This is a genomic window from uncultured Methylobacterium sp., assembly GCF_964251405.1.
Lineage (GTDB): Bacteria > Pseudomonadota > Alphaproteobacteria > Rhizobiales > Beijerinckiaceae > Methylobacterium.
In genome coordinates, this window is sequence record NZ_CAXUJR010000092.1 from 1 (window position 1) to 13,807 (window position 13,807).

At 69.7% G+C, this 13,807-nt stretch carries 14 protein-coding genes; 5 read left to right on the plus strand and 9 right to left on the minus strand.

All coding sequences use genetic code 11. The features are described 5' to 3' along the window. Both ACFE7U_RS14770 and ACFE7U_RS14775 read right to left on the minus strand, forming a co-directional pair. Positions 1-1,166 (minus strand): PQQ-dependent sugar dehydrogenase (locus tag ACFE7U_RS14770; protein WP_375410481.1); only part of this gene is annotated, 1,166 nt, incomplete at its 3' end. Positions 1,167-1,453: 287 nt separating this feature from the next. Beyond that, positions 1,454-2,662, minus strand: coding sequence for an SDR family oxidoreductase (locus tag ACFE7U_RS14775; RefSeq protein ID WP_375410482.1), 1,209 nt, complete (start codon positions 2,660-2,662; stop codon positions 1,454-1,456). Between the two features lie 452 nt (positions 2,663-3,114). Here ACFE7U_RS14775 and lipA point away from each other — a divergent pair, with 452 nt between their 5' ends. Next, positions 3,115-4,089, plus strand: coding sequence for a lipoyl synthase (gene lipA / locus ACFE7U_RS14780; protein WP_375410483.1), 975 nt, complete (start codon positions 3,115-3,117; stop codon positions 4,087-4,089). 6 nt (positions 4,090-4,095) lie between these two features. Continuing rightward, complete coding sequence (locus tag ACFE7U_RS14785; protein WP_375410484.1) at positions 4,096-4,554, plus strand: type II toxin-antitoxin system RatA family toxin; 459 nt, start codon at positions 4,096-4,098, stop codon at positions 4,552-4,554. 3 nt (positions 4,555-4,557) lie between these two features. Here ACFE7U_RS14785 and ACFE7U_RS14790 read toward each other — a convergent pair whose 3' ends face one another. The 7 genes from ACFE7U_RS14790 to ACFE7U_RS14820 form a co-directional block, all read right to left on the minus strand. Next, positions 4,558-5,082: a TadE/TadG family type IV pilus assembly protein gene (locus ACFE7U_RS14790; RefSeq protein ID WP_375410485.1), complete on the minus strand. Its 525-nt coding sequence runs from the start codon at positions 5,080-5,082 to the stop codon at positions 4,558-4,560. Positions 5,083-5,085: 3 nt separating this feature from the next. After that, positions 5,086-5,406, minus strand: coding sequence for a hypothetical protein (locus ACFE7U_RS14795; protein WP_375410486.1), 321 nt, complete (start codon positions 5,404-5,406; stop codon positions 5,086-5,088). Between the two features lie 21 nt (positions 5,407-5,427). Beyond that, on the minus strand, positions 5,428-5,547 hold the full coding sequence (locus ACFE7U_RS14800; RefSeq protein ID WP_375410487.1) for a TadE/TadG family type IV pilus assembly protein: 120 nt from the start codon (positions 5,545-5,547) through the stop codon (positions 5,428-5,430). A gap of 23 nt (positions 5,548-5,570) precedes the next feature. After that, entirely contained in the window at positions 5,571-6,680 is a 1,110-nt protein-coding gene (locus ACFE7U_RS14805) for a hypothetical protein (RefSeq protein ID WP_375410488.1), read from the minus strand. 252 nt (positions 6,681-6,932) lie between these two features. Next, a complete protein-coding gene (locus tag ACFE7U_RS14810) occupies positions 6,933-7,775 on the minus strand; it encodes a TadE/TadG family type IV pilus assembly protein (RefSeq protein WP_375410489.1) in 843 nt (280 codons plus the stop codon). A gap of 213 nt (positions 7,776-7,988) precedes the next feature. Beyond that, positions 7,989-8,480 (minus strand): CinA family protein, encoded by a 492-nt coding sequence (locus ACFE7U_RS14815; protein WP_375410490.1) that lies wholly within the window; start codon positions 8,478-8,480, stop codon positions 7,989-7,991. Further along, positions 8,477-9,793 (minus strand): bifunctional 2-C-methyl-D-erythritol 4-phosphate cytidylyltransferase/2-C-methyl-D-erythritol 2,4-cyclodiphosphate synthase, encoded by a 1,317-nt coding sequence (locus ACFE7U_RS14820; RefSeq protein ID WP_375410491.1) that lies wholly within the window; start codon positions 9,791-9,793, stop codon positions 8,477-8,479. The genes ACFE7U_RS14815 and ACFE7U_RS14820 overlap by 4 nt, the downstream gene beginning before the upstream one ends. A gap of 143 nt (positions 9,794-9,936) precedes the next feature. Between ACFE7U_RS14820 and dusB the strand changes: the two genes are divergently transcribed. Genes dusB through ntrC form a run of 3 tightly spaced genes read left to right on the plus strand, consistent with a single transcriptional unit; the run spans position 9,937 to position 13,697 of the window. Beyond that, positions 9,937-10,995: a tRNA dihydrouridine synthase DusB gene (dusB, locus tag ACFE7U_RS14825; RefSeq protein ID WP_375410492.1), complete on the plus strand. Its 1,059-nt coding sequence runs from the start codon at positions 9,937-9,939 to the stop codon at positions 10,993-10,995. 29 nt (positions 10,996-11,024) lie between these two features. Next, on the plus strand, positions 11,025-12,224 hold the full coding sequence (locus ACFE7U_RS14830) for a nitrogen regulation protein NR(II) (protein ID WP_375410493.1): 1,200 nt from the start codon (positions 11,025-11,027) through the stop codon (positions 12,222-12,224). A 9-nt stretch (positions 12,225-12,233) separates the two neighbouring features. Continuing rightward, a complete protein-coding gene (ntrC, locus tag ACFE7U_RS14835) occupies positions 12,234-13,697 on the plus strand; it encodes a nitrogen regulation protein NR(I) (RefSeq protein WP_375410494.1) in 1,464 nt (487 codons plus the stop codon). Positions 13,698-13,807: the final 110 nt, after the last annotated feature.

Consider the following 13,807-nt stretch of genomic DNA (forward strand, 5'->3'; position numbering starts at 1 on the left):
ACGTAGATCACCTTGTAGCCGCTCTTCGGGCGGCGGTTCCACGAGCCGTGCTGGGCGACGAACAGGCCGCTGCGCCAGGCCTCGGGCAACTGCTTGGCCTCCATGCCGAAGGCGATGCCGAGCGAGGCCGTGTGGGTGCCCACCGCGTAGTCCGGGGCGATCGCCTTGGCGACGAGGTCGGGCCGGGGCGTCTGCACGCGCTCGTCGACATTCTTGCCCCAGTAGGAGTAGGGCCAGCCGTAGAACCCGCCCTCCTGCACGCTGGTGACGTAATCGGGCACGAGGTCGCTGCCGATCTCGTCGCGCTCGTTCACCGCCGTCCAGAGGGCGCCGGTCCCGGGCTCGAAGGCGAGGCCGTTGGGGTTGCGCAGGCCGGTGGCGTATTCGCGCATCTGCTTCGTCGCGATCGTGTATTCCCAGATCGCGGCGCGGCCCTGCTCCTTGTTGAGGCCGTTCTCGCCGACATTGCTGTTCGAGCCGACCGTGACGAAGAGTTTTTGGCCGTCCGGGCTCGCGATGACGTTCTTCGTCCAGTGGTGGTTGATGCCGGCGGGAAGGTCGACGACCTTTTCGGGCGTCGCGGAGATCTCGGTCTGGCCGGGCTCGTAGGGCACGCGCACCAGGGCGTCGGCATTGGCGACGTAGAGGTCCCGGCCCACCAGCGCCATGCCGAAGGGCGAGTGCAGGCCCTTCAGGAAGACGTGGCGCTCCTCGGCGGTGCCGTCGCCGTTCGCGTCGCGCAGGAGCACGATGCGGTCCGGGCTCGGGACGCCGGCGCCCGCCATGCTCTTGACCTTGTCGGCGACCCAGTCGGCCACGCCCGTGGAGGGGTCGTCGGTCTTCGGCTTGTTGGCCTCGGCCACCAGCACGTCGCCGTTGGGCAGGAGGTGCATCCAGCGCGGGTGGTCGAAGCCCTCCGCATAGGCGGCGACCTGCAGCCCCTGGGCGGCCACCGGCTTGGCGCCGTTCTCCCAGCGGGCGACGCGGGCGATGTTCACCGTCGGCATCAGGGTCGGGTTAGGTTTGGGCAGCGTCGGGCTGGCGCCGAGGCCGGTCGCGGCGTCGAGGGTCGCGCTCTCGGGGTACACGACGAAGCGCAGGACGGCCGCTCCGCCGAGCAGGACGACGGCGAGGGCCGCGAGGCCGAGTTTCGAGCGGGTGCGCATGGGATGTCATCCTGGCCGGCGCCCTGCGGGGCGCTCATGGCGGGATAAAGCGCAACCGGGGGTTTGGCTCCATGCCGTGGCGACGGGGCGCGGGCGGCTTCCCCTCTTCGTGCGGAGGGGTCAGGGGTGGGGGGTGAGTGACCCTCGGCCTTCGGAGGCAAGCGGAACCACCCCCGCCTCCAACTCCTCCCCGCACCCAAGCCGGGTCTACCCGACTTGGGCACCAAGGGTGCCGATCTCGGGCAAGCCCGGGATCTGTGGGGGAGGAGAGTCCCCGCGCTTGCCGATCAGCCCGTACGGCCGACCCGCCGCGGCGCCCTGGCTCCGCCCACCCGCGTGGTCGCGGCGATGCGCGGCCCGGTCTCGCGCCGCGGCGCCTGGCCGGGGGCGTAGTTGCCGAAATCCTCGTGGAACTGGTCGACGATCTCGCCGGAGGTCTCCAGGCAGCGGCCGAGGTATTGCGGCAGCGAGGGCGGCGGGCCGAAGCCCTCGGCCAGCAGGCGGTCGTTGGAGAAGGTCACGTTGAGGGCGCAGAACCGGTAATAGGCCTGCAGCGCCCGCATCATCGCGACCTTGATCGCCTCGTCGAGGCCGAAGGTCTCGGCGAACCGCGCCTGCAGGGTCGCGCGGTCGGTGGCGGCGAAGCGCTCGTAGTGGCGCTCCCCGCCCTCCGGGTCCGCCGCCTCGAAGGCGCGGGCGAGCGCGTCCCAGCGGGTGCTGTGCTCGGTGCCGCCCGAGAGGTGATAGACCCTGTGGGCGAGCTCCGGCCGGTCGAGCATGGCGACCAGGGTGTCGGCGACCCAGTCGCCGGGCACGATGTCGATGGCGCCCTCGGGATCGCAGGAGAGCAGCCGGAGCTGGTCGCAGGCCCTGACCACCCAGAGGATGCTGGAGCCGGGGCGCGCGCCGAGCGTCGAATGGCCGACCACGATCGAGGGCCGCGCCACCACCAGGGGCAGGTCGGCGAAGAGCTCGGCGAGCGAGGTCTCGGCCGCCGCCTTCGAGGCGCTGTAATGAACGAGGTGGTGGGTGTCGGGGGAGGGGTACTGGCTCTCGTCGACGAGGTGGGGCGGCTCGCCCCCGCAGATCATCGCGGTGCTGACGTGGAGGAAGCGCTCGAGCTTCGGCATGCGGGCGGCGCGGCGGGCCAGCGCCAGGGTGCCGTCGTGGTTGGTCTTGTGGACCTTCTCCTGCGCCCACCACGAGGTGTCGGCGGCGAGATGCAGGACATGGCTGACGGAGTCGAGCCGCGGGTTGGCGATCTGGTCGGCCTGGGTGAAGTCGCCCGCCACGACCTCGACCCGCTGCGCGAGTCGCTGCGCGGTGAGCGTGTTGGTGAAGCGAGAGAGACGGGCGGCGATGCGCTGGCGCCCCGCTTCGGCATCGGGCGCCCTGACCATGCACACCCACTCGCCGTCATGGCCCTGCGACAGCGCGCGATGAAGGACGGCGCCGCCGATCAATCCGGTCGCACCCGTCAGCAGAATTCGGCTCACCTTGGACACTCCCCGTTGCACATCCTTCATGCCATTGCGGCCTCGCCGGGCAACAGGATGAACAAAGAGTTATCAACATCTTGGCAATTGTTATACCCGTAAAAAACACGCGGGGGCGTTGCTGGTTGTGACCAGACACAGAGAAGAAACATTTGGTTATCGTTAACGGCGCGAGGGAAGAATTATCTTCTCTTTTACGCTGATCGCCCGGGCGTCCGGTCGCCAGCCATCCTCGAATACCCTCGGGGCCAGGCGTCGCGCCGACGACAACGATCGTCGGCCAATGAACCGCAGAGGGCAGGCGCCGCCATCGTCGCCCGAGCGGCCCGCCGGCCCGACCCATGGATGCGGGCGATCGGCGCGGCTCCCGGTCACGCCGGGTTTGCGGCGGCGGGCGGGAAGCCTTAACTCAAGCTCTTGGGTGCCGGTCCCGCGTGCCCCATCGGTGTGGCATGGCCCTCGTCCTCGATCTCCTCGGTAACGACCGGCGCCCGCGCCATCCGGAAAAGGCCCGCCGGCCCGACACGCCGGTGCAGCGCAAGCCCGACTGGATCCGCGTCAAGGCGCCGGGCTCGGCGGCTTGGGCCGAGACCGCCCGCATCGTGCGCGACAACGGCCTCGTCACGGTCTGCGAGGAGGCCGGCTGCCCCAATATCGGCGAGTGCTGGGAGAAGCGGCACGCCACCTTCATGATCATGGGCGACACCTGCACGCGGGCCTGCGCCTTCTGCAACGTCCGCACCGGCCTGCCCGAGGCCCTGGACGCGGCCGAGCCGGAGAAGGTCGCCGACGCGGTGGCCAAGCTCGGCCTCGCCCACGTCGTCATCACCTCGGTGGACCGGGACGACCTCGACGACGGCGGGGCGGCGCATTTCTCCCGCACCATCGCGGCGATCCGCCGGCTCAGCCCGGCCACCACCATCGAGATCCTGACCCCGGACTTTTTGCGCAAAGCCGGCGCGCTCGAGACGGTCGTGGCGGCCCGCCCCGACGTGTTCAACCACAACCTCGAGACGGTGCCGGGCAAGTACCTCACCGTGCGCCCGGGTGCGCGCTACTTCCACTCGGTGCGGCTGCTGCAGCGGGTCAAGGAGCTCGATGCCGGCATCTTCACCAAGTCCGGCATCATGGTGGGGCTCGGGGAGGAGCGCCACGAGGTCGTCCAACTCATGGACGACCTGCGCTCGGCCGATGTCGACTTCCTCACCATCGGACAGTACCTGCAGCCGACGAAGAAGCACCACGAGGTCATGCGCTTCGTGCCCCCCGACGAGTTCAAGGGCTACGAGACCACCGCCTATGCCAAGGGCTTCCTCCTCGTCTCGGCGACCCCGCTGACCCGCTCCTCGCACCATGCCGGCGAGGATTTTTCACGGTTGAAGGCGGCGCGCATCGCCCATCTCGCCGCCGTTTCCGCCAACGCCTGAGTCTCCATGCCATCCTTCCGGATCACCCGCACGGTGCGGCACTCGCCGCAGCAGATGTACGACCTCGTCGCCGATATCGAGCGCTACCCCGAATTCCTGCCGCTGTGCGAATCCCTGCGGGTCCTGCGGCGGCAGCCGGGGCCTGAGGAGACCGAGATCTGCGTCGCCGAGATGGGGGTCGGCTACAAGGCGATCCGCGAGCGCTTCACCACCCGCGTCACCCTCGATCCCGCCGAGCGGCGGATCGTCGCCGAATACATCGACGGCCCGTTCCGGCATCTCGAGAACCGCTGGAACTTCAAGGAGGCGGCGAGCGGCAGCGGCTGCGACGTCGACTTCTTTATCACCTACGAGTTCAAGAGCCGCACCCTGGGGCTCCTGATGGGCACGATGTTCGACCGTGCCTTCCGCAAGTTCACCGACGCCTTCGAGAGCCGCGCCAACCGGGTCTACGGCGTGGCGTGAGGCTCAGGTCTTTAGCTGCACCACCGTGTAGGAGGGCGTCAGCTTCGAGCCGGCGAGATAGGTCCCCATGATGGCGGGGAAGAAGATGAGCGCGTGCTCGTAGGTCGCCGTCACGATCACGCCGGTCTGGCCGTTCGGGATCGTCTTCACCGCCGCGGCGATCTCGTCGACGCTCGGGACAGAGCCGCCGGGGGACGCGTAGACGGGAGTCGGAAGGACGCCCACCATCCTCACCTGGTACATCCGCAGCGTGATGCCGCTCGGGTTGAGCTGCGGTGCGATGTTCGTCTTCGCCGCGTTCGTCGCATAGGTATTCATCTCGGTCTGGCAGTTCGGGCCGCTGTCCTGGCAGTCCGACCAGACGAGAGCGTATTGCGTCGCGAGGCGGTTCGTCTGGTTATGGACGTGGAAGGCGAGGCCGAACTCGACGATCCCGGCGCCGATCAGCAGCACCACGGGAACGATGAGGGCGAATTCCACGGCGGCGTTGCCCCGTGTCGACCGGATGAAGGAAGCAGACCAGCGCATCGATTACCGTCCCTGACGCCGCAGGAGTGAGATCGCCGTCACCTTGGTGAGGTTCGAGAATCCGGGAGCGAGCGCGATGACCGAGCTCTGCGCCCGCAGGACGAGGACGCTCCTGTTGTCCCCGTACTCGGCGACGCCGCCGGTGATCGGCACGACCGCAGCGGACAAGGCGTCCATCGGGCGGATCTCGACGGCGAGCGCGGTATCGGTCACCGAGATCAACCCACCGGCATTGGCCGCGACGGTCTCCTTCAGCGCCTCCGCGGTCGGAAGCACCGGCGCCGCCCCGTTGAAGCTGTTGCGCAGGGTGTCGGCGGTCCGCACGACCCCGGCATCCAGGGCGGTCTAGGTCATGTAGTAGATCCCGAGCTGGAGCGTGTAGAGCACCAGCACGAAGAACGGCGCGCAGACGAGGGCGAACTCCACCGCCGACGCCCCGCGCGCATCGCTTCGGAACCGTCCCATGCGCCCTCGGATGGATCGTGCGCTCACTGGAGGGGGGCCGTCGGTGCGAACGGGTCGGCGACGATGTGGAACCCGTCGAAATAGGTCCGCGAGCCGGGCTGCGGATTGGGAACCGGGATCGTCGTCGCGTTGGCCGGCGCCGTCATGTACGGGCTGCCCAGGGCCGTCACCTTGACCTCGTCGACGCCGCCGCCGTTGCCATCCGCCGTGCTGCCGTTGGCGGAGACGATCAGCCAGTACAGGCCCGGCTTGGTGATCTTCACGGTGGCGATGCGGGGCACCCATCTGTAGCTGTCGGCATAGCCGCACGTATCGATCACGGGGTTCACGGCGCCCGCGTTGTAGCTCTGCCAGTTGACGGCGTCCGGCGGCACCGCCGGCGTCGTGGTCGTGCTGCCGTCGGGATTCTTGAAGCTCGTCGCCTTGCCCTGGGCACCCCCGGCGACCGGCGTGCTGACGAGCTGCCCGTTGGCCATGAACACGCCGACGATGTTGGTCCAGCGATCCGCCGAGAGCTTGCCGTGGTAGCGGATGTCGCCCTTCAGGATCTCGGTGGCCGCCGGATAGAGGGCGCCGGAACCGGGATTGGCGAAGCAGTTGGTACCGGTGACCCCGGCATCCGTGAAATCGACGATGGAGATGTAGCCGTAGCTGACCTGATAATATCCCGGATCGAGGAGGAACGGCCGCATCGCCGCGCGGTTCGTTCTGGCGCCGTCGTCAGCGTTCCAACCATCGAGCAGGATGTATTGCGAGCCCTGGTAGGCACCGGCGGTGCCCTTGAACAAGGTCCCGTAATTGATCTGGTTGAACGGTGCGGTGATCCAGCCGGAACTCGCCTGAGCGGGCCATCCGAACTGCGAGGTGCCGCTCGTCCCCGTGCTGAGAGCGAGGTTGCCGCCCTTGGCGACCCCGTGCTTGGGCGAGTCTTCCTGATAGACGGGCGCTTCGAAGGTATCGGCGAACAGGACCTTGCCGCCGGTCCAGGCCTTCGGGAAATTGTCCTGCGGCGCGTCGGGGCAGGTGTTGACGCACAGGCGGATGAAATCGATCTGCCCGCCATAGCTGTCGTTCTGCCCGTCAGCCGCGAAGGTCAGCCAGTAATGGCCGGGCGTGGTGACGTAGATGCGCACGCTGCGTTCGATCCAGGCGTTGGAATAGACGCAGTGATCGATCAGGTTCTGGCCGGCGAGCTGCTGCGATCCGTCCAGCGTCGTGTGCAGCGGCGCGTTCGTCGCCGTCCCCGTCGTGGTGCGATCGAGATAGACGTTGATCTGGTTGGTGCGCGAGGCGTTGGCGACCGGGCCGCCCGACGAGCGCGTGTCGTCGGCCCAGGACAGGTTGCTCGCCGCCGACCCGCACAGGTAGGCCGGGTCGTAATTCGCTTAGGTGACGCGGCTCCGATAGAAATAGCGCAGTTCGTAATTGCCGCCCGCCAGATCGACCTTCGTCGAGATGGCGGAGTTTCCGGCGCTCCCGGCGCCGTCGTCGCAATCGAGCTCGGCCGATTGCCGGCCCTCGGGCAACGTGCTGCTGATGGTCCCGACCTGATCCGTCTCGAGGCAGTAGCCGGTCCCGTACCAGACGCTGTTGTTGGCCCCGGTATAGACCGGCGTCGCGCCCGGATCCGAGGACGGCTTGGCGATGGTGCGGCCGTTGATCGTGTAATATTGCCAGCCGCCCTGGTCCTTCGCGTTGGTGCCGCCCCTGGTCTCGAAACCTTCCTTCACGACGAACGCGTCCGCGGGAGGCAGGGCCGACGGGCTGTCGTAGCATTGGGCCGTGGCCGAGACCGGGATCTCCGTGATCTGCATGATCTTCGCGAAGGCGGTCGGCACCGCCACGGCGAGCTCGACCTTGGCGGGACCCGTTCCTGTCTGCGTGAAGCGGTCGGAATTGGTCACGGTCCAGTTCAGTAGCTGGGTCTTGACCGCCTCGTCGATATAGCCGCCGACCGTGTCGGCGTAGGATTTCGCGCCCGGGTTGCTGGTCGTGGTGGAGTTGAGGAGTTGCAGCACGCTCGGCCGGCTCGCGTATTGGCAGGTGAGGGCCGCGATCTCCGAGAGCTTCTGGCGCGCGTGATAGGCCCGCATCAGGTCGATGCCGCCGCCCGCGGCCGAGATCAGGACGACCGCCATCAGCGCGAACAGCATCGCGATCTGGCCGTCCTTCGCCGTGCCGAACCTCCGGGCACGCGCCACGATCTGACGGAGCTTGATGGTGTTCACCGTGGTCGATCCTACCGCCTGAACGTGTCGGGCGGAGTCCTAGCGCGTCCCTGCGAATGGATCGTTAAGCCGATGCCAGACTTCGTGGCCCATTGTCGCCTATAAAACCGGCTCCGATCTGCCATTCATGGTAAAGAAGTTCCGCAAGGGTTTATCAAATCTTTGATGGCGTCTGCGTCGTTGAGGAATCGCCGCGACCTACCGCGCATCACGTCAGGCCCGTGCCTCGAGCAGCGCCAGGGCATCCCCGACCGCGCGCCGACGGATCTCGTCCCGCCCGAGATCGCCGTAGCGGCGCTCCAGGTGCGTCGTCGCCGCGTCCTGGAAGGCAAGGGCGAGATGCACCAGTCCGACCGGCTTGTGCGCGCTTCCGCCGCCGGGTCCGGCGATGCCGGTGATCGCCACGGCGGCCTGCGCCTCGGACCGGGCGAGCGCGCCCTCGGCCATCGCCCGCGCCACCGCCTCGCTGACGGCACCCTCGGCGGCGATGAGGTCGGCGGGCACGCCCAGCATCGCGGTCTTGGCCGCGTTCGAGTAGGTGACGAAGCCGCGCTCGACCACCGCCGAGGAGCCGGGCACTGCCGTCAGGAGCCCGGCGACGAGACCGCCGGTACAGGATTCGGCCGTCGCGATGCGCAGGCCCGCCGCTTCGTAGGCCGAGAGCAGCGCCTGCGCGCGGGCATAGAGGGCGGGATCGTCGATCACGCCCCGGTCCCGGACATCCGGGACTCCGGCGTCTCTTGCGTTTCGGACGTCTCTTGCGTTTCGGGCGTCTCTTGCGTTTCGGGCATGCGGATCGTGGCGGCGGCCTGGGCGGCGAGCCCTTCGGCGCGGCCGACGAAGCCGAGCTTCTCCGTCGTCGTCGCCTTGATCGAGACAGCGCTCAAGGGCACGCCGCAGATCTCGGCGATGCGGGCCCGGATGGCCTCGCGATGCGCGCCGATCCGCGGCGCCTCGGCCAGCACCGTGATGTCGAGGTGGTCGATCCGTCCGCCCCGCGCCCGCACCAGAGAGACGGCATGGGCGAGGAACCGGTCGGAGGAGGCGCCGCGCCACTGCTCGTCGCTCGGCGGGAAATGCGTGCCGATGTCGCCGTCGGCGATCGCACCGAGCAGCGCGTCGGTGAGGGCGTGCAGCGCCACGTCGCCGTCGGAATGGGCGAGCACGCCGCGATCGGCCGGGATGCGCACCCCGCCTAGCCAGACGTGGTCGCCCTCCGTGAAGGCGTGGACATCGAAGCCGGTGCCGAGGCGGGTGACGTAGGCGACGGGGGCGGTCATGGATGCACTTTCAGTCGTCGAGAAGCTGCGGTCGGCCTCGACGAGGTCGGCGGCCCGGGTGATCTTGCGGTTCAGGGGATCGCCCTCGAACACCACCACCGGCAGCCCGGCCCATTCGGCGAGCGCCCCGTCGTCGGTGAAGCCGTCGAGCCCGGCCTCGGCCGCCCTGCGATGGGCGCCGTAGAGGAGGCCGAAGGCGAAGGCCTGCGGGGTCTGGACGGCGCGAAGGGCCTCGCGCGGCGGCGTCTCGGCGACGCGGCCGATGCCGGCCGAGATCACCTCCACCCGCTTGATCGTGTCGGTGACGGCGATGCCGGGCACCGCCGCGCCGTGGTCGCGCCCGGCCGCCAGCGCACGGTCGACGAGGGCGGCATCGACGAAAGGACGGGCGGCGTCGTGGACGAGGACCAGGGCCGGGGCGCCGGACCGCTCCAGCGCCGTGAGCCCGGCCAGGACGGAGAGCTGGCGCGTGGCCCCGCCCGGCACCGGCTCGGCGAGTTTTTCGCGAGCCGCCGGCGCGAGGTCGGCGAGGCATTCCTCGTAGAACGCGGCGGCGTGGGGGGCGATCACCGGCTGGATGCGGCCGATGCCGTCATGGGCCGCCAGCGCCGCGAGGGTGCGGGTGAGAACGGCGCGGCCGCCGACCTTCCGGTACTGCTTCGGGGTGTCGCCGCCGATGCGGATGCCGCGGCCGGCCGCGACTACCACAGCCGCCGCGTCCCATACGGTCGCCGTCATCCGATCCCTCCCATGCCCGGCATCCGGGCCGGCCGGCCTCGCCGTCCTGCATGCGGGGTGTGTCGTTTAAGCGGGGGTGGTGCCGAAATCAAATCGCCATCGGCGCTTGCGTCCGATCGCGATTTGTCTATTTGTTGTGCAGAATGTGGGCTGATGATTATTTGAGCGTTTTGCGCTCGGGCGAACGCGCCGCCACGGCGGCTCCGGCGGCCTCCCCGGCGGCTGCGCCACCCGTGGTGCTGGCTCCGCTCTCGGGCGTCACCGACCTGCACTTCCGCCGCGCCGTGCGCGGGCTCGGAGCGAGCGCCGTCGTCTCCGAGATGGTGGCGGCGGCCGAGTTCGCCAAGGGTTCCGAGGAGGCGCGCCTGCGGGCCGAGGGCGGCGGCATTGACCCGCACGTGGTCCAGCTCGCCGGCTGCGCCCCCGCGGCAATGGCGCAGGCCGCGCGCCTGGCGGAGGCCGCCGGCGCCCATGTGGTCGACATCAACATGGGCTGCCCGGCCAAGACCGTGACCGGCGGGGAGGCGGGCTCCGCCCTGATGCGCGACCTTGAGGGCGCGACCCGCATCCTCGCCGCCGTGCGCGGCGCGGTCTCGGTGCCCGTCACGGTGAAGATGCGGCTCGGCTGGGACCATGCCAGCCTCAACGCCGCCGAGCTGGCACGCCGGGCGGAGGACCTCGGCCTCGACGCGGTGACGGTCCACGGCCGCACGCGCCAGCAATTCTACAAGGGCCGGGCCGACTGGCGCGCCATCCGGGCCGTGGTCGAGGCCGTTCGCATTCCGGTCATCGCCAACGGCGACGTGATCGATGCGGCCGGCGCGCGGACCTGCCTCGCCGAATCGGGGGCGGCCGGCGTGATGATCGGGCGCGCGGCGCTCGGCCGGCCCTGGCTCGTGGGCGCGGTGGCCGCCGAGCTGGCCGGCCGGCCGGCACCTCACCTCGACGACGCCGGACGGGCCAGGGTCGCGGTGGCGCATTACGACGGATTGCTGGCTCTCTACGGCCTGCGCATGGGCGTCCGCCACGCCCGCAAGCACTTGGCCGCCTATGCGGACGCCGCGGGCGGGCTCCACCCGGCCGAGCGCACGATGCTGCTCACCACGATGGACCCGGCCCTGGCCCGCGACCTGCTCCACCTGGCCTTCGGCATCGGACGGACCGGCCCCGTCGCGCAGCCATCGATCGAAGAGGCCGCGTGACGATGAGGGACACACGCAAGGGACAGGGGATGCGAGGCGACGACGGCGCCGAACCGGGGACGGGCGGCCCGCCGCGGCCCGAGGGTTATGCCCTGCCTGCGGGCCTGCCCGCCGCGTCCGCTCCCTCCAGCGAGGCGGTGATCAACGCCCTGCCGCTGCCGGTCATCACCATCGGGACGGGCGACTGCATCCTGCACGTCAACCATGCGGCGGAGCTGTTCTTCGACCATTCCGCCCGGCTGATGCAGCGCCAGCGGCTCGGCGACATCATCCCCTTCGCCTCGCCGATCAGCGCGCTGGTGGCGGATGTGCGCCGCCGCCACGCCAGCGTCAGCGAGTACGGGGTCGAGCTGGTCCAGCCCCGCTCGGGTCAGGAGCGCAGCGTCGACGTGTTCGCCACTCCGCTCGGCGACGACGGCGAGGTCGTGGTGCTGATGCTCCAGGAGCGCACCATCGCGGACAAGATGAACCGCCAGCTCACCCATCGCGGCGCGGCCCGCTCAATGATCGCGCTCGGCGCCATGCTGGCCCACGAGATCAAGAACCCGCTCGCCGGCATCCGCGGCGCCGCCCAGCTCCTCGAACAGTCGGGCAGCGAGGACGACCGCATGCTGACCCGGCTGATCTGCGACGAATCCGACCGGATCGTGCGCATCGTCGAGCGCATGGAGCTGTTCGGCGACGAGCGCCCGGTGGAGCGCCACGCCGTCAACGTCCACGGCGTGCTCGACCAGGTGAAGCGCTCGGCCCAGTCGGGCTTCGCCCGCCACATCCGCTTCGTCGAGACCTACGACCCGTCGCTGCCGCCGGTACTGGGCAACCGCGACCAGCTGATCCAGGTCATCCTCAACCTCGTCAAGAACGCGGCGGAAGCGATCGGGGCCGACGCGGTCGACGGCGAGATCACCCTGTCGACCGCGTTCCGCACGGGCCTGCGCCTGCAGGTGCCGGGCTCGCGAGAGCGCGTCAGCCTGCCGATCGAGGTGGCGGTGAGCGACAACGGGCCCGGCGTCAGCGCCGAGCTCCTGCCCGACCTGTTCGACCCCTTCGTCACCACGAAGGCGCAGGGAAGCGGCCTCGGACTTGCACTCGTCGCCAAGATCATGGGTGACCATGGCGGCATCGTCGAGTGCGATCCCGTGCCGCGCCGGACCACCTTTCGCCTTCTCCTGCCGATGTCGAGCGCCCGGGACGGGCGCGAGTCGACCTCGGATTCCTGGAACCCGTAGGGTCGCGTCATGCAGAACCGCCACATCATCGTCGCGGACGACGACGCTGCCATCCGCACGGTGCTCAACCAGGCCCTGTCGCGGGCCGGCTACGAGGTGCGCTCCACCGGCAACTGCGCCACGCTCTGGCGCTGGGTGGCGCAAGGGGAGGGCGACCTCGTCATCACCGACGTGATGATGCCCGACGAGAACGTGTTCGACCTGCTGCCCCGCATCAAGCGCGTGCGCCCCGAGCTGCCGATCATCGTCATGAGCGCGCAGAACACCTTCATGACCGCGATCCGCGCTTCCGAGCGCGGCGCCTACGAGTACCTGCCCAAACCCTTCGACCTGAAGGAGCTCATCGCCATCGTCGGGCGCGCGCTGTCCCGGCCCCGCGGGACGCCGGCACCCGGCGCCGACCCCGCCCACGAGGACATCCCCCTGGTGGGGCGCTCGCCCGCCATGCAGGAGATCTACCGGGCGCTGGCCCGGCTCATGCCGACCGATCTCACCGTGATGATCACCGGCGAATCCGGCACCGGCAAGGAGCTGGTGGCCCGCGCGCTCCACGATTACGGCCGCCGCCGCACCGGCCCGTTCGTGCCCGTGAACATGGCGGCGATCCCGCGCGACCTCATCGAATCTGAGCTCTTCGGCCACGAGAAGGGCTCGTTCACCGGCGCGCTCGCCCGCTCGGCCGGCCGCTTCGAGCAGGCCGAGGGCGGCACCCTCTTCCTCGACGAGATCGGCGACATGCCGATGGAGGCCCAGACACGGCTCCTGCGCGTGCTGCAGCAGGGCGAGTACACCACGGTGGGCGGCCGCGTGCCGATCAAGACCAACGTCCGCATCATCGCGGCCACCAACAAGGACCTGCGCATCTCGATCCAGCAGGGGATCTTTCGCGAGGACCTGTTCTTCCGGCTCAACGTCGTGCCCCTGCGGCTTCCCGCGCTCCGGGAACGCTCCGAGGACGTGCCCGACCTCATCCGGCACTTCTTCGTGCTCGTCGAGAAGGAGGGCCTGAGCCGCAAGCAGCTCGACGGCGAGGCCATGGACCGCCTGAAGCGCTACCGCTGGCCCGGCAACGTGCGCGAGCTCGAGAACCTCGTCCGGCGGCTCGCCGCCCTTTACCCGCAGGAGACCATCACGGGCCCGGTGATCGAGGCCGAGCTCGACACCCTGCCCCTGACCCAGAGCCCGCCCCAGGGCGGCAACGGCCGTCGCCAGGGCGGCGGCGAGAGCGAGACCCTGTCGGGGGCCGTCGAGCGGCATCTCGCCGACTATTTCGGCGGCTACCGCGACACGCTGCCCCCGCCCGGCCTCTACCACCGAATCTTACGCGAGATCGAAGGCCCGCTGATCGGCGCGGCGCTCGCCGCGACGCGCGGCAACCAGATCCGCGCGGCGGAACTGCTCGGGGTCAACCGCAACACCCTGCGCAAGAAGGTGCGGGATCTCGATCTGCAGGTGTTTCGCACCGCGCGGTGAGGTAGGCGAAGCAGAATGCGCGGGAAGTCATACTCCCTCCGCCTCATCCCTTCGGTCCGTTCAGGCGCGACGCGATCCCCTCCCCCTTGCGGGGAGGGGGCAGGGGGTGG